18 protein-coding genes are annotated in these 19330 nt (G+C 43.5%); 6 read left to right on the plus strand and 12 right to left on the minus strand.

Features of this window, described 5'->3' with window-relative positions:
• Positions 1–83: 83 nt before the first annotated feature.
• Positions 84–1511: a methyl-accepting chemotaxis protein gene (locus AAFX28_RS06005; protein WP_408686553.1), complete on the minus strand. Its 1428-nt coding sequence runs from the start codon at positions 1509–1511 to the stop codon at positions 84–86.
• A gap of 250 nt (positions 1512–1761) precedes the next feature.
• On the opposite strand from AAFX28_RS06005, the gene AAFX28_RS06010 reads away from it, so the two are divergent.
• Positions 1762–2217 carry a GNAT family N-acetyltransferase gene (locus AAFX28_RS06010; protein ID WP_408686554.1) on the plus strand — a complete coding sequence of 152 codons (456 nt, stop codon included), beginning with the start codon at positions 1762–1764 and terminating at the stop codon, positions 2215–2217.
• 14 nt (positions 2218–2231) lie between these two features.
• Here AAFX28_RS06010 and AAFX28_RS06015 read toward each other — a convergent pair whose 3' ends face one another.
• A complete protein-coding gene (locus AAFX28_RS06015; protein WP_408686556.1) occupies positions 2232–3128 on the minus strand; it encodes a DMT family transporter in 897 nt (298 codons plus the stop codon).
• Between the two features lie 202 nt (positions 3129–3330).
• On the opposite strand from AAFX28_RS06015, the gene AAFX28_RS06020 reads away from it, so the two are divergent.
• Both AAFX28_RS06020 and AAFX28_RS06025 read left to right on the plus strand, forming a co-directional pair.
• Complete coding sequence (locus AAFX28_RS06020) at positions 3331–3687, plus strand: acyl-CoA synthetase (protein WP_408686557.1); 357 nt, start codon at positions 3331–3333, stop codon at positions 3685–3687.
• A 10-nt stretch (positions 3688–3697) separates the two neighbouring features.
• Positions 3698–4045: a GlpM family protein gene (locus tag AAFX28_RS06025; protein ID WP_408686561.1), complete on the plus strand. Its 348-nt coding sequence runs from the start codon at positions 3698–3700 to the stop codon at positions 4043–4045.
• A 31-nt stretch (positions 4046–4076) separates the two neighbouring features.
• Here AAFX28_RS06025 and AAFX28_RS06030 read toward each other — a convergent pair whose 3' ends face one another.
• The 6 genes from AAFX28_RS06030 to AAFX28_RS06055 form a co-directional block, all read right to left on the minus strand.
• Positions 4077–4916 carry an energy-coupling factor transporter transmembrane component T family protein gene (locus AAFX28_RS06030; protein WP_408686562.1) on the minus strand — a complete coding sequence of 280 codons (840 nt, stop codon included), beginning with the start codon at positions 4914–4916 and terminating at the stop codon, positions 4077–4079.
• On the minus strand, positions 4913–6601 hold the full coding sequence (locus tag AAFX28_RS06035) for an ABC transporter ATP-binding protein (protein ID WP_408686564.1): 1689 nt from the start codon (positions 6599–6601) through the stop codon (positions 4913–4915). The genes AAFX28_RS06030 and AAFX28_RS06035 overlap by 4 nt, the downstream gene beginning before the upstream one ends.
• Before the next feature lie 6 nt (positions 6602–6607).
• Positions 6608–7156, minus strand: a complete 549-nt coding sequence (locus tag AAFX28_RS06040; RefSeq protein ID WP_408686566.1) for an ECF-type riboflavin transporter substrate-binding protein — start codon at positions 7154–7156, stop codon at positions 6608–6610.
• Positions 7157–7305: 149 nt separating this feature from the next.
• A complete protein-coding gene (locus AAFX28_RS06045; RefSeq protein WP_408686568.1) occupies positions 7306–9021 on the minus strand; it encodes a diguanylate cyclase in 1716 nt (571 codons plus the stop codon).
• A gap of 240 nt (positions 9022–9261) precedes the next feature.
• A complete protein-coding gene (locus AAFX28_RS06050) occupies positions 9262–10392 on the minus strand; it encodes an HlyD family secretion protein (protein WP_408686569.1) in 1131 nt (376 codons plus the stop codon).
• On the minus strand, positions 10392–10778 hold the full coding sequence (locus tag AAFX28_RS06055; RefSeq protein WP_408686571.1) for a DUF3302 domain-containing protein: 387 nt from the start codon (positions 10776–10778) through the stop codon (positions 10392–10394). The genes AAFX28_RS06050 and AAFX28_RS06055 overlap by 1 nt, the downstream gene beginning before the upstream one ends.
• A gap of 142 nt (positions 10779–10920) precedes the next feature.
• On the opposite strand from AAFX28_RS06055, the gene AAFX28_RS06060 reads away from it, so the two are divergent.
• The gene (locus AAFX28_RS06060) at positions 10921–11805 is read left to right on the plus strand and encodes a DMT family transporter (RefSeq protein WP_408686572.1); all 885 of its coding nucleotides are present in this window, start codon (positions 10921–10923) and stop codon (positions 11803–11805) included.
• Positions 11806–11825: 20 nt separating this feature from the next.
• Here the strand turns inward: AAFX28_RS06060 and AAFX28_RS06065 are convergent, their stop codons facing one another.
• The 4 genes from AAFX28_RS06065 to deoD form a co-directional block, all read right to left on the minus strand.
• Complete coding sequence (locus tag AAFX28_RS06065; protein ID WP_408686573.1) at positions 11826–13406, minus strand: diguanylate cyclase; 1581 nt, start codon at positions 13404–13406, stop codon at positions 11826–11828.
• Positions 13387–14874, minus strand: a complete 1488-nt coding sequence (locus AAFX28_RS06070; RefSeq protein ID WP_408686574.1) for a hypothetical protein — start codon at positions 14872–14874, stop codon at positions 13387–13389. Before AAFX28_RS06070 ends, AAFX28_RS06065 begins: the two co-directional genes overlap by 20 nt.
• 126 nt (positions 14875–15000) lie before the next feature.
• Positions 15001–16470 carry a lactate dehydrogenase gene (locus tag AAFX28_RS06075; protein ID WP_408686575.1) on the minus strand — a complete coding sequence of 490 codons (1470 nt, stop codon included), beginning with the start codon at positions 16468–16470 and terminating at the stop codon, positions 15001–15003.
• A 60-nt stretch (positions 16471–16530) separates the two neighbouring features.
• Positions 16531–17241 (minus strand): purine-nucleoside phosphorylase, encoded by a 711-nt coding sequence (gene deoD, locus AAFX28_RS06080; RefSeq protein WP_004744574.1) that lies wholly within the window; start codon positions 17239–17241, stop codon positions 16531–16533.
• 347 nt (positions 17242–17588) lie between these two features.
• Between deoD and AAFX28_RS06085 the strand changes: the two genes are divergently transcribed.
• Both AAFX28_RS06085 and AAFX28_RS06090 read left to right on the plus strand, forming a co-directional pair.
• Positions 17589–18539, plus strand: a complete 951-nt coding sequence (locus AAFX28_RS06085) for a YbgA family protein (protein ID WP_408686576.1) — start codon at positions 17589–17591, stop codon at positions 18537–18539.
• On the plus strand, positions 18529–19320 hold the full coding sequence (locus tag AAFX28_RS06090) for a MerR family transcriptional regulator (RefSeq protein WP_408686577.1): 792 nt from the start codon (positions 18529–18531) through the stop codon (positions 19318–19320). The genes AAFX28_RS06085 and AAFX28_RS06090 overlap by 11 nt, the downstream gene beginning before the upstream one ends.
• Positions 19321–19330: the final 10 nt, after the last annotated feature.

A 19330-nucleotide genomic window follows, 5' to 3' on the forward strand; every position in this document is an offset into this window, starting at 1 on the left:
TTAAGTATAGGTAAGGGGCGCAAGTTTGGTACTGCCTTTTTACGGGGTAAAATAAAGGGCCGTTATGGCCCTTGTAGTGAAAATTAAGTGCGGTACTGTTTGAGTACCTCCGCAAGTGATTGCGACGCTTGGGTTAAACTAGCGACACCTTGAGATGATTGCTCTGCGACACTTCTAATGGTGTTAGATTGAGTTCGAATATCACTGAGTTCCGATGCGATGTCATTGGCAACAGCGCTTTGCTCTTCTGCCGATGTAGAGATCTGAATACTCATATCCATCAAGGATTTAGCGGATAGAGAAATAGCTTGAACATCCTCTCCTATATTGGAAACCAATTCACTACTGGTTTTAGCTTGGCTAACTGTTTGTTCAGTGATTGATGAAATACTGCGAGTTTCAGCCTGTAGCTTTTCGATCATCGATTGGATCTCTACCGTCGCAGATTGTGTTCTACCGGCAAGTGTTCTCACCTCATCTGCCACAACCGCAAATCCTCGCCCTTGCTCACCAGCGCGCGCAGCTTCAATCGCGGCGTTGAGTGCAAGTAAGTTGGTCTGTTCAGAAATTGCGTTGATCGTCGTAATGACTTCATTAATTTGCGTCGTATTGTCCGTAAGGCTTAATACTGACTGAGAGGTTTGTCCAATGTAGTCAGACAGTCGACCAATTTCGTCAATCGCTGATTGCACACGGTGATGGCTATGTTCGATATGTTGAGAGTCACTCTCCGTTTGCTGAGTGGCTTGTTGGGATATGGTAGAGACTTCTTTTGCCGATGCGGTCATTTGTTCCATCGCTGTAGCAACGGAGTCTAGAGAAGAATATTGATGCCCGATTTGTGTTTCACTGAGCTTCATTTCTTGTTCAAATGATGCAGATGTATCACTGAGAGTTGTTGCGTTCTGTTTGACGGTAACGACCAGTTCGGTCAGTGTATCCATTGCTTTATCGAGTGCACAGCCAATGGTGCCGAATTCATCACGTCCAGGATGGAAGCCAAGCCGGGATGTGAGATCACCTTCACCAATACGTTGGGTTGTCGTATACAAAACCCATAGTGCACCGCCTAAGAACGTAGCGACCCAATAACAGAAAACTGCGAATGGAATAGCCCAAAGAAAGCTTGAAACTAACGTGGTAAGGGCATCTGATTCGATATTATCAATATTAGGGTTGGCAAATGTTGCTTGGAAAACCTGTCCGCTACGGTGGGCTGCGGTTACTTGGGCGATTCCTTGGTTATAACTTGGTGCTTTCAATTGGGCGACAGCAGCAACATTGGGTGCATCATAGATGGATGTCACATTGCTATTGGTCATTACACCGGCTAAGTATTGTTCAGCGGCAGAGATTGTCTCACGCTCAATATTGTCTAATGTTTGGTAGTAACGTCCACCGGCAAGCGTAGCGACAGTAACTAAGAATAGCGAAAAAATGACCCAGATTTTGTCGTTTATCGACATCTTAATAAATAAGCGGTCTATAGTACGAAATTCAACTTCTTTCATATTTCAATCCGTTGTGGGTAGTTTGGTTTTTATTATGTAAATGAATGTTTATAAACTTATCGGAATATAAGTAAGAATTATCTGATGAAAGTCTCAGAAGTATGTAACAAGGCATAGTTTTAGGTCTTATTGTGTGATCTATGTCGCTATAAGGTTGGTTTTCTGGGATGGATGTGTATATCCGACTGCTGTGTTGTTAAATTTGGCATATAGCTTGCTCCATTCCAGTTTGAATTATTTGGAGGAACATATGAAGGTCATCGTAGATAGTCTCGACCACTCGGATGTACTAGCCTTGCTGAGAGAACATTTAGAAGATATGAATGCGACGTCGCCCCCTGAGAGTGTCCATGCGTTAGACGTTTCTTCACTTAAAGAGCCTTCCGTTACTTTTTGGAGTGGTTGGCAGGGTGAAGAATTATTAGGGTGTGTCGCTTTAAAATCTCTTGATGCAGAGCATGGTGAGCTCAAGTCTATGCGCACAGCTTCAGCCGCTCGTAAGTCTGGTGTGGGTTCGAAAATGTTGAGCCATGTTCTCGGGCATGCGAAACAAGTTGGAATGAAGCGAGTGAGTTTAGAAACTGGCTCAATGGAGTATTTTGCACCTGCAAGAGCATTGTACGAAAAGTTTGGCTTTGAATATTGTGAACCTTTTGCTGACTATCAGGTTGACCCCAATAGCCAGTTTATGACAATAACGCTTTGATAATAGATACAGAACTAGGGTTGCTCTGCGGTTATTTTCCGAGCGAACAGCTGTGAAGGGGAGAACCCCGTCACCATCATGGTGCCTGATAGCACCAAAGTGGTGCCAACAATCGTATTCCAGCCAATAGGCTCATCGAGTATTAACCATCCCCACAGAATACCGAATACTGGAATCAGAAACGTAACGGAGAGAGCTGATGCGGCACCTTCGTCGGCAACTAAGCGGAAGTAGAGAAGGTAAGCGGCACCAGTACAAACAACGCCTAAGGCTATGACTGATAGTATCTCGTGCTGGCTAGGTTCACCGCGCATTGGTATGAATGGCAGTAATGGCAAAATGATCAATACCGCAGCCCACATGTTTCCGTGTGCATTGTCAAAGGAAGCGACCTTTGGGGCTGTTTTTGTGTAATTGGTTGCAATACCATAGCTACAGGCTGCCATTACGCCAGCTAGAATAGGCAGAGCCGCATTGAAGCCGATGTTAATAGCATCAACCCCGACTAATGTAATCACTCCGCAAACCCCGACAAGCATACCGACGCTGGCTTTTGGTGTAAGGGTTGCCTTATGCCAAAAAATACCGATTAAAGCTCCCCATATCGCAGCCGTAGAGTTCAATACCGATAGTGTTGAGGCATTGAGAGTCTGCGCGGCATAAGCAAAGAGTAAAAAAGGGAGCGCAGTATTAAAGAGGCCTATGATCATGAAGTGCCTAAAATTGGCCCGAAATGCTAGGTGCTTTTTCAGAACGAGTGACACAACAAATAAGCTTATTGCAGCAAAACCGACTCGAAGCTCAATAAGGTAAGCTGGGCCGAACGTGTTTGCGGCAATGCGCATAAATAAGAACGATCCACCCCAAATTGCGGCAAGGCATATTAGACGTAGAAAACTTGCTGTGCTCATAAGACTTCCTTCTATTTTGTAACGACAATGTGAACGAAAGTATCTCGTTAAGCAATAGTAGAAAGGGTTATATATCCGTTTCTGGCTAGTTTTTAATTTTGTCTGATTTTTCACTGAGTGAGAATTGGGCTTACATCAGGTGTCGTCTAATTCGATGTGGATTACTAACCTACTGGTATGTGGGTTTTACAAAAGAATGAACATGAATCTGATCGTAAATATTCAGAAAGGTGTGAGAAAGCATGGTTTTGAACTTGCTACACGTCAGGCGTGGAAATGCGGGATGAAAGCAAACCTTGTCAAGCGCGTTGTCGGTGTTGCGCGAGGCCAAATTGTCTGTGTCATCGAAGGTGTGAGGCCTGAATTATCTACCGAGATAAATAACCCTGTGCACAGTGAAGAAAAGCAAGGCAGATATGTTTTCGTTGGAGGGATTGTTTGGCAACCAAACGACCTATTGGCCCCTGGTTTTCCTGACTTTATGTTTATGCATCTGCGCAACCTGAGCTCAAAGCATAAATACATGACAGATGAAGAATTATTTTTGAACTTAGCCTGAGTATTTGCCGATGATAACTCTATTTCTTAAGTGTTTATTAGGCTCTGCTGCGGTACTTTTGATTGCGTTGCTCTCTAAAAGCAAAAGTTTCTATATTGCGGGCTTAGTACCTTTGTTTCCGACATTCGCGTTGATTGCTCATTATGTTGTGGGCTCAGAGCGAAGTATGGAAGCGCTGAGAGAAACGGCATTGTTCGGTTTATATTCATTACTGCCATATGCTGCTTACTTGATCTCTGTTTACTATTTTAGCTATCGGTTTAGCCTAATGAACACGCTTTCTATGGCAACAGGTGTCTGGTTATCTTCAGCTATGGTTTTACTATTGGTGTGGACGAAAGCGCTGCAAACCGCATAAAAAAGCCTAGGTGTAAAACCTAGGCTTTTTATCAGAACGGGTACCAGAACAGTTCGGTCTCAATCCACCGCTTGGCAATTGCAAGTGCAATTATGATGGCAATAACAAACAAACAAGTTTTGTCATTACGGCCTAGTGGCTTTGCGCTATACCAGGTTCGGCTATTGTGGCGGCCGAATCCACGCAGCGTCATTGCATTCGAAATTTCGTCTGCTCTATCTAAACTAGAAAATATCAGCGGACCAAGAATTTTAGCTACGTTTTGCAAACGTTGGAACAAAGGTGTGTTCTTAGAGATATCTAGACCACGGGCTTGCTGAGCATGCATTATGTTAACGAAATCATTTTTAACTTCAGGTAAGTAACGGAGCGTCAAGCTTACTGCATACGCGATTTTGTATGGAACACCAATCCTATTTAAGCTCGCAGCGAACTCGGTTGGGTGGGTAGTAAATACAAATACCAACGCTATTGGGAACATACTGAAATACTTAAGGGTCACCGTGATTAAATAGAACAGTGTCTCTTGGGTAAGAGAGTAGTTACCTGGTAACTCGACAAGCGGCGTAATCGTTCCGATATATTCGCTTCCTTGTTGCGGGGCAAGGAGGAACATAAACAGCGCATTTAACAGTAATACTGTCCCAGTACCAATCAACAGTGGCTTATAAACTTTAACATGTACTCGAGTCATTTTGAGTAGTGACAGGCCTGCCACGATTAGTGTACAGATAAGTCGCAAATCAAATGTCGTCAATACAACAGTTACCCAAGCCATAAACAGAGCAAACTTTGTAATACCGTTTAGCTTATGAAGTGGGGACTGTGTATCAACGTAGCTGATGCCAAATTTCATTTTAGAAGCGTTCATACAGCGTGACGCTCCTGTTGAATAAAGTATTGCATAAAGCCATTGATATCCGCTTTGCCCATGCGTTTTGCTAAGTCATATAGGCTTGTGGTTGTTAAGCTTGCTTGCTCTAACAAACTTGGCTGACTGAATACTTCGGTCATGGGTGCATCAGCAATCAGTTTGCTATCAGAGATCACGATAGAACGTTCAGTGTATTCGAGCACAAGGTGCATATCGTGAGAAATGATCACAACGGTAATGCCTAGCTCTTTGTTCAGCTTTTGAATAAAGCTCAGCATTGCGGTGTAATTACGATAGTCTTGGCCTGCAGTGGGTTCATCGAGAATGAGAAGCTTAGGCTCTAACGCTAAGATTGATGCGATAGTCACCCGCTTTTTCTGGCCGTAGCTGAGAGCCTCAATCGGCCAGTTACGATATTTACTTAACCCACAAAGTTCCAAAACATCAGACACTTTTTTCTGTATTTCTGACTCACCAAGCCCTTTATTACGCAGGCCAAAAGCAACTTCGTCAAAGATCATATGATGGGAAATCATATGATTTGGGTTTTGCATCACCACCCCAATTTTTTGGCTGCGCTCAAAGATTGATAGAGTCGAAATATCTTGGCCGTCGAGAACAATTGAACCATTGTCAGGGTTGATTACACCCATGATTAGCTTGGTAATAGTTGATTTACCAGAACCGTTTTTACCGAGTATTGAAACGAACTCACCTTGCTGTATGTTAAAAGATACCCTTTCAAGAGCATTCTTTTCTCCATCGTAAGAATAGGTAAGCTCGTTGACAGTTAAGAGTGTCTCATTGTTCTCTGAGTTGGCTGCTTGCACTGTTTGCCAGTTATCAAAATATGGCTGGTATTGTTCTAACGGTAATTGCTCTAATGACGCGCGTTGTTGCTGTTCATCGATAGGACATTTTGCTGCTTTAAGCGCTGATAAATAGAGAGGCTCGCGGATACCATGAGTTTCCAATAGTGGCGAAGCCAGCAGCTCATTTGGTGTCATATCGGCTACAATTTCACCTTGCTCCATTAGAATAACGCGATCAATCGGGCGGTGTAGAACGTCTTCTAAACGGTGCTCAATGATGATGATAGTTTTACCGGTTTCTTGGTGCAGCTGGTCGATGATTTCGATGGTTTTACGACCTGTTTGAGGGTCAAGTGCTGCTAACGGCTCATCAAACAGTAGCGTGTCCACATCGTCAACAAGAATGCCCGCTAAAGACACACGTTGCTTCTGGCCACCGGATAAATCGTGAGGAGAACGCTTCAACATATCTTCTAGTTCAACCATTTTTGCGGTCGACTTAACCAAGGGATACATGTCGATGTTTGACATTAGTTGGTTTTCTAGAGCAAATGCGATGTCTTCACCAACGCTTAGTCCAACAAATTGACTGTCCGTATCTTGTAGTACAGTGCCAATCTGTTCGGTGAAGTGGTGTAATTCGAGCTGTGTAGAATTCTTGCCATTAAGAATAAGCTCGCCTGAACTCTCGCCTTTTATAGCGTGGGGAATTAGGCCATTTAGACATTGGCCAAGGGTAGACTTCCCGCTACCACTTGGACCGATAATGACGATTTTCTCTCCTTTCTCTATCCTTAGATTGATATGTTTTAAGGTCGGTTTATCAAGCGACTCATATCTAAAAGAGAAGTCAGAAAATTCAATTGTCATCGATGATTAAGACTCAGTTAGGTTACGACTTTGTTTGTTACGCTTAGCAACAGATTTTAGGATGAAATAACCTACCACAGCGATAAGTACGGTGTTACCTGCCGCGATAATTGATAGCTGAGTAAAGACTTTTGTAAACGGTTCAGCATAAAGAATGGTATCTAGGAATGCAGAACAGCCATAACCGATGATGTTACCAACTAGCGCTAATACGATAAATAAGGAGAAATCTTTGTGGTTAAACTCACCTTTGGATAGGCGGTTTTGTGTCATCTTAGGGAAACAACCTAGAACCAATCCGACGATACCAGAGCCAAGAACCCAAGTTAACCAGACTCCCCAACCTGCGAATAGGTCAGTAACCCAATGACCAATAAAGCCAACTAAGAATCCTACGATAGGGCCAAATAAAACAGAGAATAGCGCTAAAACAGCCATTGCTGGTTTTAGAGTAGTGTTGGCGAAGACTGGAATGCCGAACATTGGTAAACCACCAATACCGTAAAGTGCAGCACCAATAGCAATCACTACTACGGTTTTTGCCGAAAGATTCATAGATAACCCTTTGTCAAAATCTTTAAAGAACCTGTCTCACAAACGCTTATTTTGATTGAATTTTATTCGCTTGTGAAAATGAGGCGCAGATTATACCTCTTGAGCTTAAATTTGGAAAGCTAACTGTCTAGACGGCCAAAATGTAAGCGCTAGTTGGAAAATACACAGCGATTTCGCCCAGAACGCTTCGCACTGTATAAGGCAGTATCGGCTAAATTTACTTGGTCTGATAGAGCACCGCTCCGATGTTCTGCTATACCGAAGCTGGCCGTTACTTTAATTGTTTGGTTATCTGGTGTTACAAATTGATGTGTCGAGATCAGAGCACGGATATTTTCGGCGATGGTAGACAGTTCGTCTCTGCCGATGCTTGGTAGCAGAATCAGAAACTCTTCTCCTCCAATGCGCCCCACAACATCTTCCTTTCGAGCCGATTGATTAACAATAGATGAAACCTGTTTGAGTACTTGATCTCCAAATTCATGACCATAGGTATCATTCAGAGTTTTGAAATGGTCAATATCGAAGATGATTGATGATAATTTTCGCGAGCTAAATTGACTCTCACCCCATTCAAAAATATGACGTCGATTTGCCAAACCCGTTAAAAAATCGGTGTTCGACAAGTGATAAAATTGCTGCTTTTTTTTACGTTGTTGGTACAAAAGTCCAATGCTTAACGCTAAGACCAAGCACATTGCAGTGATTAACCAAAAGCGAGTTTGGACTTGGTGGTTAAGCTCTCTATTTTCCATCGCGAGACGCTGATTCTCGATCTCAGATTGAAGCTCCTTTACCTTTTGTTGGGTTTGCGATTTATACCTACCGATAGCGTTTGTAGAATAACTTTCTAACCAATGATAAGCGTCTTCATGCTGACCAATAGCGGCATAGAGATCGGCTACTTCTTTTTGTTTGTCTAGGGCGTAGGCCGGAAATGAGACATCTTCTTGCGCATAGTATTGTGTTGCCTTGTCCAGATGCCATTGCAGCTTTGGAATATCTTCGACAACCTTGTAATAATCTGCAAGCACTAAGTGATAAGAGAGTTTACTGTAGCCTGAGTATTCTAGTTGTAGATCCAGCAGTTGTTCTAATCGCCTAGAGGCATCTTCGATTGCGTTCGAATAAGTGTAAAGAGAAATCAGTCCAAGTAGGTTATTGCGCTGTAAGTACTTAGCTTCAATATTTTGTGCAAGCTCTAGGCCTCGTTGATAGTTCAAACTTGCAGCTTGGATATGCCTCTCGCTGTTGTCGACTTTTGACCACTTATAATAAGCGTTAGCAAGGTTATAGTAAGCCACTGCAGTCTCTTGAATGCTGTTATCGTCTATTGCTTGTTTTAGTACTTTCTCTTGGAATTGGATTGCGTTTCCATAGTCTCCGTTAAGGTAATACAAAATTCCTAGCTGACTGTATAAATCTGACACCATTGCTTTATCAACACTGTCTATTAATAGAATATACGCCTCATTAGCGAGTTTTAATGCTTCGTATTGGTTACCTTGTAAGCTTTCTACTGCACTGTACTGCAAGTAAACATAACCTTGCTTATCGTGATTGCCCAAACGTGCGCCATAATTTTCCGCTTTGCGATACCACTGCATGGCTTGCTGATAGTGCTGAGTTGCCTCATAGGCCCATGCTGCGCGAATCGAGAAATCAAAAAGCTCTTTTGTTAATTTGATACTGTTTGGTTCAGGGAGTGAATACTCTTCGATCCACTGTTTACTGTCGGCGTAATTCCCTAACAAATTGTTGCTAGAAACATACAGGTGCGTGTAGTGCAGTTGTTCTGCCGTCGTCAAAGAAGAGTAATGGACGGATTTAACGAGCTTCAACGCTTTTGCCGGTTCTGATAACAATAGATCTCGACTTTTCTCGAGAGTAGGGTGCGCAAAAAGTGACGATGCGAAGAGTGTTGCGCTTATCAATACGAGGTAGGAGATCTTAATCATGCTGTTGAGAAGAAAAATGGGGGATTCTACACAAAAGCCTTCGATTTCATACCGTATGTAGGCCGTATGTGTGAAATAAGTCTCACTGTGTAGTGATGGGAGGCAGGTAAAGGCTATAACGACACCTTTACCTGCCTGAAGAGCGGATTAGTGGTCTAGGTATAAATAGTTTTGCCAGCTTTTCATTCGAATAAGAACCTTACGCATAATCGAAACATGGGTAAACTTATCTGAATAGACGGCTACTTCTACAGCAGTACCAAGAGGTAAGTGGTAATCCGATAAATCATCGGTAATCTTCAACTTGACGAACACTCGTCCACTAGTACGCAGTGCTTCAGTTCCTAACAGTGCTCCACGCGCTTGGAATTGGCTTTCACCGATAGCAGGAAGTGTTTCAACTACTGTACCTTTGAATACTTTACCTGGTAAGGCTCTAAACAAAAACTCGGCTTCAAAACCAGGCTGAAGACGTTGAAGCGAATTCTGCCTAAAGGCTGCGGTATAGAAGACCTCTTCTGTATGAACAAAAGTCATCACAGGCGCAAGTGGCAGTGGGACAGCCATGACACCTGGTCTTAGAGCTAGTTGAGTTGCAAACCCATCTGTTGGTGCTCTTACGATGGTTTGCTCTAAATCAAACTCTGCTTGGCGTAACTCTTCTAATAGGCGTGCTACGGTTGTGTTTTCGCCACCAATCTCAGAATCAAGTGCTAGCTGGGCTTGGTCGACTCTTGCAATAGCAACGTTAACGGCTGATTCAGCAGCCTTGTATGCTTGGCGTCTTGTATCAAGTTGTTGGGCTGTAAACGCACCTTTATCGTAACCACGCTGATAACGGCTATATTCCCGCTTTGCTTTATCACGTTCGGCGATGGCTTTGTTTTTAGCCGCATTTGCTTCTTGAAGAGATGATTCAAGACCTAACGCACCTTGGCTTGCCTCTTTAATTTGTGCTTTCTTCTTGGCCACTTCCGCTTCATAAGGAATTGGGTCAATCGTAAATAGCACATCGCCTTGTTTCAATGGCTTGTTTGCTTCAACAGGTACATCGATTACACGACCTCTAACTCCAGATACTACCGGTGTTGTCGAGTAAACTTGGTTACCAATCTGAGTGAACGGGTGGTTGTAGTTCATCAGTAATATCAATGTTCCAATCAAGACTACACCGCCAAGTACAGCCGTTGGAACAGTCCATTTGTTGAGTGGAATATTGAAGACTTTGAAAATCGTGATACATAATGCTGCATACGTCAGAATGAGTAGTAAATCCATTATTGCTCCTCCTCATTATTCTTACTGTATGTTTGCACCGATTGAGTCGGCTGTTGTTGCTTGAGATCGCGTACTTCTTGTTGCAACTTATTAACTTGATCTATCAGAGTATCGACACGATGATGGATGTCATGTTGTTCTTCCTCGAGCTTTTGGAACCCCCAACCGCGTTCTTTACGCCAAAGCGTCGCCCAAATCCACAGAAATGGCCAAATAGCGTGTAAGGTGAATAGACTTACCCAACCAGCGTAATGGATAGCGTCTTGATGGGGATGCTCGCGCTCTTTAGCTATCTCATAAGGGATATCGTGAATGACGATTATTCCGTAGAAAATAACGAGCGCGACGAAAACAAGAAGTCCGAGTGCAAAATAGTCCAAGAACATATTAACAATCCTTGTTTAATGAAATGGGATGAATAAAGAGTACTGATTATGGTTAACAAAGTATAGCAATAAAAACAACAAATTAGATGGATATCAGTTAAACTTGTTTCTCATGGATGAAACAAGGAATAGGAGGGAATGAATGCCTTCTCAAGGAGAAGTCGCAGCCGTCGGTGCAGCACTAGTTTGGGCGGTAGCAACTTGGATTTATAGCCAGTTTAGCCATCGTTTTAGCGCTCTACAGCTAAATATTGTCAAAGGTGTTGTGGCTTCAGTGCTAATGATGTGCGTTATTCCTTTATCCGTAGATAAAATACCGCCAATTTCGACCATTCATTTTGTCGTGCTTGCGCTATCAGGCGTGATTGGCATTGCTATCGGCGACAGTGCTTACTTTGCTTCTCTTAAACGAATTGGCCCAAATAAAACCTTGCTGCTCGAGTCTCTAGCTCCTCCACTGTCTGGCGTATTTGCCTTATTGGCGTTAGGTAGTGTTTTACCACTCCAAGGCTGGCTAGGTGTGATCATTACGACCTTGGCCGTTTCTCTTACGGTGTTCCACTCTGACGGAACGCCATTAGATTGGCGTGGAGTAGGATTTGGGCTGGTGGCTAGCGTATGCCAAGCTAGCGGTGTCGTGATTTCTCACTATGCGCTGGTTGCTGGAGATTTACCTCCGCTTCTTGGTGCTCTAATCCGCTTGTCTATGGGTGTGGCTGTTGTCATGGTGATAATTGGCTGGGTTGAAAAGAAGCCATATCGAACTATGAAAGAACATCTATGCCAATTGGGGAAAAATGGCTTTATGTGGCTGCTGGCGGCAATTTTTGTCGGTACTTTCTTAGCACTATGGCTTCAGCAAGTTGCGCTGAAACATGCAAACCCTGCTGTTGCACAAAGCTTGATTGCGACAAGCCCATTGTTTATGTTGATTATTTACGCAGCGAAGGGTGAAGCTATTTCGAAACGAGCAATTGTTGGAACAATCACGGCGGTAGCGGGTATTTCTTTGTTCTTCATGAAATAGGAGGGCAATTTGCCCTCTGCTTATTCAGTACAGACTTGATTTCGACCATTGGCCTTTGCGCGATATAGAGCCTTGTCAGCGCGATAGAATGTACGTTGTGTGTTTTCTCCTTCACGATGCAACGTGATGCCAACGCTGACAGTAAGGCCTCGCTCCCCAAGAATGCTTTGCCAACCGAATTTAAAGATCCGTTCACGATAGTTCTCAGCGTGCATTTCGGCTTGCTCTAGCGTTGCACGCTCTAAGATCACCAGAAACTCTTCACCACCAAATCGTACGCACGAAGCTCCTCTAAATTTAAAGTAAGCAGCAAGCTCATGAGAGACATTGACGATGGCTTTATCACCGACCAAATGGCTTAGTTCATCATTGATTGACTTGAAGTGATCAATATCGACGACCATCAAAGAGAATGGCACGTCGTGTAGTAGCAAGTCTTTCAGCTTTACGTCTAACCAGCGGCGGTTGTGAAGTCCTGTAAGAGGGTCAGTAAATACATCTTGCTGAAGCTGAGCTACCGTGTGTTTTTGGCTTTCTGTGGTTTCTTTTAGCTCTTTGTTTTCTTGTTCAGACAAAATCAATTTCAGCTGAAGTTCGAAGCGAGATAGGCGTCGTAGTTGGTTTGCTCCTAACTCACCGATTGGGATCTTTTTCATTAGATCACTTTCGATGCGAAACGCACGCTTTTGATGTTCCAAAGCGCTTTTGTAATCGCCTTTCTGCTCGCTAATGTCGGCAAGTGCGTTTGCCAGTTTCAAAGATAGAATCGGTGAAGCGTATTCTCTTATTCGTTTGTGAGTCGTCTCTAAAATCCAATTTGCGATGTGCGGTTTATTCTCTTGGCTCAAACACACGGCCAGCTCAAGGCGAATGGCATTGGATAGCCAAGCAGAATGAACATTTCCATGTGAATACTGAACGTTGCCTAGACATTGCATCGCAAGGGTAGTTTGGTTGTTGTGACGATAGAGCTTTGATTGATAGAGAAGAATCTGACCGGATAGTACTTTATCGCTAACCAATATGCTGAGCTCTTCACACTCTTTGATAAGGTCAGTGGCTGCCGTCGTACGATTCAGTTCGATGTAACACGCGAGCATGTAGAGCTTGTAACGTAATCTCAAAGAGCGACTACTGATAGCGTGATCAATGCTATCTATCTTTTGGTAATAGCGAAGGGCTCGGTTGTGATCGCCATAGGCATCGCACAAATTCCCCATTCCCAATACCGCTAGTACATATTCATCAATGAATCCGTTATCAACCGCAATGGTAGAGGCACTTATGTATTCATTGAGTGCACCGTGGTAATCACCGTTTTCAATGAGTTTATCAGCAAGCCCGTTACGAACTTCTAATATGAGTTCGGCATCTTCTGGAAGAGATAAATTAGTGAGTGCTTCTTTTAGTTCGTCGATACTAGTTTGATATTGCTTGAGTTCAAAGCGGAACTCAGCGCTGATGATTAAACACTGCGCTTTCTCTTGAGACGTCGTCGCGATGTGTTGTCGAACATGATTCCAAAAAATGAGTGCCTCTTCACCGCTAACGGAAGAAGCGTCTAAGCCGGAATCAGAAATCTTACTCAGTAGTGTTTCCATGCTGCTCTTCCTGTTTCTGGCTTTCTTCGAGTTGTTCTAGGGTAAATGGGAAAGAAAGAATGTCTTGGTAGATGACTTTAGGCAATGAGCTTTTTAAGCCCTTTCTTTGCCAAGGATAAATTTCAATCATTTTGGCCAAAACTTGAAAGACACTGAGAGCGGCTTCCCCTTTGTCAGCGAGCAACAACGCCAAGCGATCGCTGCTGATGCGTGACAGCATATCCTTTTTATTACAAATAGAGTGGGTGAGCTCTGCACAAACATCCAAGTACTTAGATTCTGGGTGCTGAATAATAATGACGGCATGATTAGAGCGTTTGAGTTCAGTCTTAAATAGGATCAGTTGTTCCCACCAATAGGTCTCTGACACCATTTGACTCATCTGTTTCTCTGGATCAAACTCGTGCTGACCGCGAATACGGTTAATGAGTTTTCTCGCTCGTTGTTCTAACTGTCTTTTGGAAGCTCTGGCTTTATCGTTACTGACGCGAGCAGTTTGTTCACGAAGCATTGATGTAGAGTGCTTGCGATACTTTTGGAAAGCTTCAAGTGCGAGTTTAAAATTGCCAGATTCCTCAGCAACTCGTGATTGCTGAAAGCAGATTTGTGAAAGCAATTCACCGTTATCAAACGCGACTGCAGATTGTTCAGCTTGCACGAGAAGTTCAGCGGCCGCATCAGGGCGCTTTCTAAGTAACTCTACTCGGGCGCGGCTAATAAATGAGTGTGTCTTCATCCACACCAAGTTATGCTGCACTGCCAACTCATGAGCTTTGTTGGTCGCTTCTTCCGCATCTTCTATGCGCTCTAGGCCAAGTAGCGCTAAGCCACGAAAATCCCATACTTCGGCTTGCCAAGTATTGTCGCTGTGATGTTTAAGCGCTTCGGTTGCTCCATCTAACACTGAGAGCATCTCGACATAGTTGTTCAGAAGATAATGATCCCAAGCGAGCAGGATACGAGCTTTACCCTCTAGCCACTGTATTCGAGCGTTGTTGGCAACTTTAACTGCAAGTTCATGAGTTGATTTCGCTAACTGGTATTCGTGAGTGATCCTCCACACGTTACCGAGCCCGATTAAGGCTTCAAGCTGGATTTCAACTTCATCAACGAGAGCAGATTGCTCGAGGGCATTTATCCAATATTGCTGCGCAGAGTAATACTTTGCTTGTCCCCAGTAATGTAGGGCATGGATGTGAAGGATTTCAGGAAGTAGATCGTCTGTATCAAGGGCACTAAGTTTTGTTTGCGCCTCTTTGATGTATTTTAAGCCTTTGCGGTAATCCATACTGCACCATGCACAACGTGACATGATGACTAGAGATTGAATCTCGCCTTCAGGGTAGAGGATTTGCACAGAGCGCGCGGCGCACTGTTCAGCTATTGCCCACACCTTCTCGGGCTCAGATTCTATCTTATCCTTAAGCTGTTCAATTTCGACTTCTAAAAGTCGCTGGCTTTTATCCAATGAATCAATCCTTTACCGCTTAGAGTTCATCTTACATTATGGCATTATATGAATAGACTGCAGATGAACACTATAAAAAGTAATAAAACGGCAACTGTTTAAAGGTATCCGTCACATTACTTACTGTTATGACAGCAGCTCGCGCAACGTTAAAGGTGATTGAGTCAACTCCAAGGCTTGTGCGGCTGTCTTGCCGTTCTTATCTTGATAGCACAAATTGTGCCAAGCTCTAAAGATATCAAGCATTGGTAATAGACCACCAGGGCGAAGTTTACGCCTTGGCTCATTGATAAAGCTTTCGAACAAAGTTTGAAAACGGTTTTGGTAAAATTCAGTACGACGAATGGAAGCGCTGCGTAACCAATGCTCAGGCTGGTTGTGGTCTCCTGCTAAATAACAGATCCCTTTGGATGCATTTAGGCCGGAAGTAATGGCCCAGCGATCTCGCCACCACCCCATATGGACGATGTCGATTTTGTTGATACTGTATTCTGGGTTCCAGCCTTGGTCCTCTTCAACGTACATTAGGTCGATATTTTGACGCTGAATTCTAGGCAAGCAGATACTGAGTGCGGCTGAACGTAACACGGGATCTTGAGGAAGGTAGATGGACACTCGGCGTTCTTCTTGGCACAAATCGAGTACATGTAAGAAGTGTGCATACGAAGTATAGGGCGGACGAATAAGCGCACCCTTGGTCGGATAGTTGAAGACAGTTAAGTTGCCCATAGGGTCTTCAACGTTCCCTCGTGCAAGAATTGTTTGATATTGTTGATCGATACGTTCGCGCAATACCGGAGACGGCGGTGGTGCTGGCATATTAGCTTCAGAGGAATGCTCTCTAGAAACAAATCTAGCAGGATACTTATATGGGTCATGATCCACTTCACCCACAGGCTCTTCACTGGATGAGTAATTGACGTGCTGACAAAGGATGTAGCCGCTATGTGCTTCTCCTGTGGCTATCCAAAGAACACCGTTATTGCTCTTTGGTTGAAGCGATACATAGTGAGAGGCTAATTCATAGCTTGCAGCATGGTTAACCCAGCGAGCATCAAACATCGCAAGCTTTCTTCGACATCGACTCGCGATATGATCAACATGGTCGTAAAACGTCTTTGGATTGATTTCTAGCTTTCGGCAAATTTCGCGAACGGAATAGCCCATAAAAAGCAAACCAAGGAGATTTTCTTGAAAGTGGAGCTTCTTGTTGGCACCTGACCATTTATCGACGAAAGTAGATTGGCAGCATTTACAACGATAACGTTGGCGATCGCCGCTGTAGCCGAAGGCATGGTAAAGGTGTTTATGAGTGTGAACGGATAGACCAAAGTTTGTGCAGTCATCATTTCGACATGCAGGCAAACCGTCACTATGGAGGTGTCTTAATCGGTGAAGCTCATTAAGAACTTCCTGATTGTTAAGTAAGGGGGGGAAAGCACCGCACTCCCGACATACCATCGCAGGTCGTTTAGGGTTCGCATGCTGCACAACGTAACGATGTGCGTCACTCAATCCAAAGTTGTCACACGCCAATGTTTTACAAAAGTTGAGCTGTAAACCGTCTGCTTCCTGTGGCAGTTTGCCAGTTGTCACTATCTCCCCCTCGGGATTATTCTGGCCACCAAGTCAGACTTGGTGGCAAATTGAATCAAATTAGATGTTGATTGCTGTTTCTAGAGCAACTTTCATCATGTCGTTGAATGACTTCTGACGCTCTTCAGAACTTAGTTTCTCACCACGGATGATGTGGTCAGATACTGTTAGAATTGTTAGTGCTTTAGCACCTAGGTCTGCTGCTACGCCGTAGATACCTGCAGCTTCCATATCAACACCTAGAATGCCTAGCTTTTCCATCTTCTCGAAGATGTCTGCTTCAGGTGTGTAGAATAGGTCTGCTGAGAATACATTACCTACTTTTACTGGAACTTCTTGAGCGCGAGCTTGATTAACGGCTTCTTCTAGTAGGCCAAAGTCAGCGATTGCTGCGAAGTCGTGGTCATTAAAGCGGATACGGTTAACTTTAGAGTCTGTTGAAGCACCCATACCGATAACAACGTCCATCAGTTTAACGTCGTCACGTACAGCACCACAGCTACCTACACGAATTACGTTCTTTACACCGTACTCAGCGATTAGTTCGTGCACGTAGATACAGCATGAAGGAATACCCATACCGTGGCCCATTACAGACACTTTCTTACCTTTGTAAGTACCTGTGTAGCCGAACATGTTGCGTACGTCACATACTTGCTTTACATCATCAAGAAAAGTTTCTGCGATGTACTTAGCACGTAGTGGGTCACCTGGCATTAGAACTGTTTCAGCGAAATCACCTGGTTGTGCATTAATGTGTGGGGTTGCCATAGTTATTACTCCGGTTTTACTAGCCAATCATTTCTGATTACTAAATATGTTGACTCTCAAAAATCTGTTGAGGCAATACTAGCCTTATATATCGGTGGTCCATGAGAAGTATGTCACAAAAGAGCAGCAATAAAAGCAATTGTTGTTAGTTAATAACTAAATCTGTTGAAAGTAAAATGGCAATCGATTTGCATAAACGTTTGCTTTTTGAAGTGAACCAAAACCTCTGTTAATTCGTAACTTTCTTTGTGTTGTACAAATTAAAAAATTGTACAGTTTTTAATTGTTATGCTAAAACTTATACAAGAAGTCAGATTGTACAGCTTTAGTTGAGCGAGGAATCAGTTATGGAAAATCAAATTAAGATCGGCATTAGCTCCTGTGTATTGGGTGAGAACGTGCGTTTTGACTCTGGGCATAAAATAAGCAAGTTCGTTACTAAAGAGTTAGCTCCTTACTTGGAATTTGTTCCAGTATGTCCCGAGGTTGGCTCTGGGATGACGGTTCCTCGTCCGACTATACGTCTGATTTCTGACGAAGAGCGTATCGCACTCGTCGAGACTAAAGATCAAACCAAGGACCACACCGAGCAAATGGTTCGTTATTCGAAGCAGAAAGTCTCTGATCTAGAGAAAGAGCAACTTCGTGGGTATATTGTGTGCGCAAAATCTCCAACGTGTGGGATGGAACGTGTAAAGGTGTACAAAAAGCACGGCGCAGAAAATGATGGTGTGGGTTTGTACACTAAAGAACTCATGGAGGCGATGCCATGGCTGCCTGTTGAAGAAGATGGTCGATTGAATGACCCTGTACTTAAAGAGAACTTCATTACTCGCGTTTATACGCTTGATGATTTCTATAACTCTATGGGTGCTGAGCCAACTCGCGGAAAAATCGTCGCTTTCCATTCTCGCTATAAACTGACTTTGATGGCGCATCACCCGGAGTCGTATAAAGAGTTGGGTAAGCTAGTGGCGAATATCGCTGACTATGACATTGACGAGTTCTTTCATTTGTACCGAGTGGGCCTAATGCAAGCAGTGGCGCACCGTGCGAGTCGTAAAAACAATTCCAACGTGTTAATGCACCTTCAAGGGTATTTCAAACGAGATTTAGATAGCCCTGCTAAACAAGAGCTGCGTCAGGTGATTGATGATTATCGAGTGGGCCTACTACCTCTGCTTGCACCTCTTACGCTTATTAAACATTATTTGGCTGCTCATCCAGAACCTTATTTGGAGCAGCAAGCATTTTTAGAACCTTATCCACAGGAGCTACGTTTACGATATGGATTGTGAGAAAAAGTTATACGCGATTCGCGAAGTGGCAGAAATTACAGGTGTAAAGCCGGTGACACTCAGGGCTTGGCAAAGACGATACAACCTCGTCCAACCAGAAAGAACAGATAAAGGGCATCGACTTTACACTGATGAGCATATTGCGCTGATCGGCAATATTCAAAGCTGGCTGAGTAAAGGAGTGCCGATTGGCAAAGTGAAGAAACTTCTTGAAGAAAACGGTGAGCTAGGTGAACCGATTGAATCAGAGACGCAGCAATTAGAAGAGCTTGAGAAACTACTAAGTGCTCTATCTGATTTAAATAAAGGTAAAGCAGAGTCGATTGTGAGTACTGTATTCAAAGAGTATCCGCTTGAAATAGTTGAAAAGCAGTTTATTCAGCCAGCTTACAGTGCATTGAGTGTAGTTCGATATGCTCTAAGAGTTTTACAAGTCGGGCTGCTCGATTCGATTATCGTATCGAGGCTAACTGCAATCATTGAATCAGAAAATAAAGCTGCTCGTTCGGGTAAATGCTTAATAGTGAGTTGTGATTCTAGCAGTAACGTTTCTTCAAGGCTGTGGGCGTTGAAGCTATCCGAACAGGGCCGCCAAGTGGTTATTGTTGATGGTATTGATGACTTCTCTGGTTTGATTGAACATGAAGGGTTGAACAAGTTTCAAACATTAGGCGTTTTTAGTTCTCGCCCGCTGAATGCATCGCAAAAGAGTTCACTAGAGAAAGTGAAGCAGTCTTTTCAAGGTGACTTTATTGGCTCCGAATTTGTAAGCGTTGTATAGAGAGACTTTC

The sequence above is a fragment of the Vibrio sp. TBV020 genome (assembly GCF_046056895.1).
Taxonomy (GTDB): Bacteria; Pseudomonadota; Gammaproteobacteria; order Enterobacterales; family Vibrionaceae; genus Vibrio.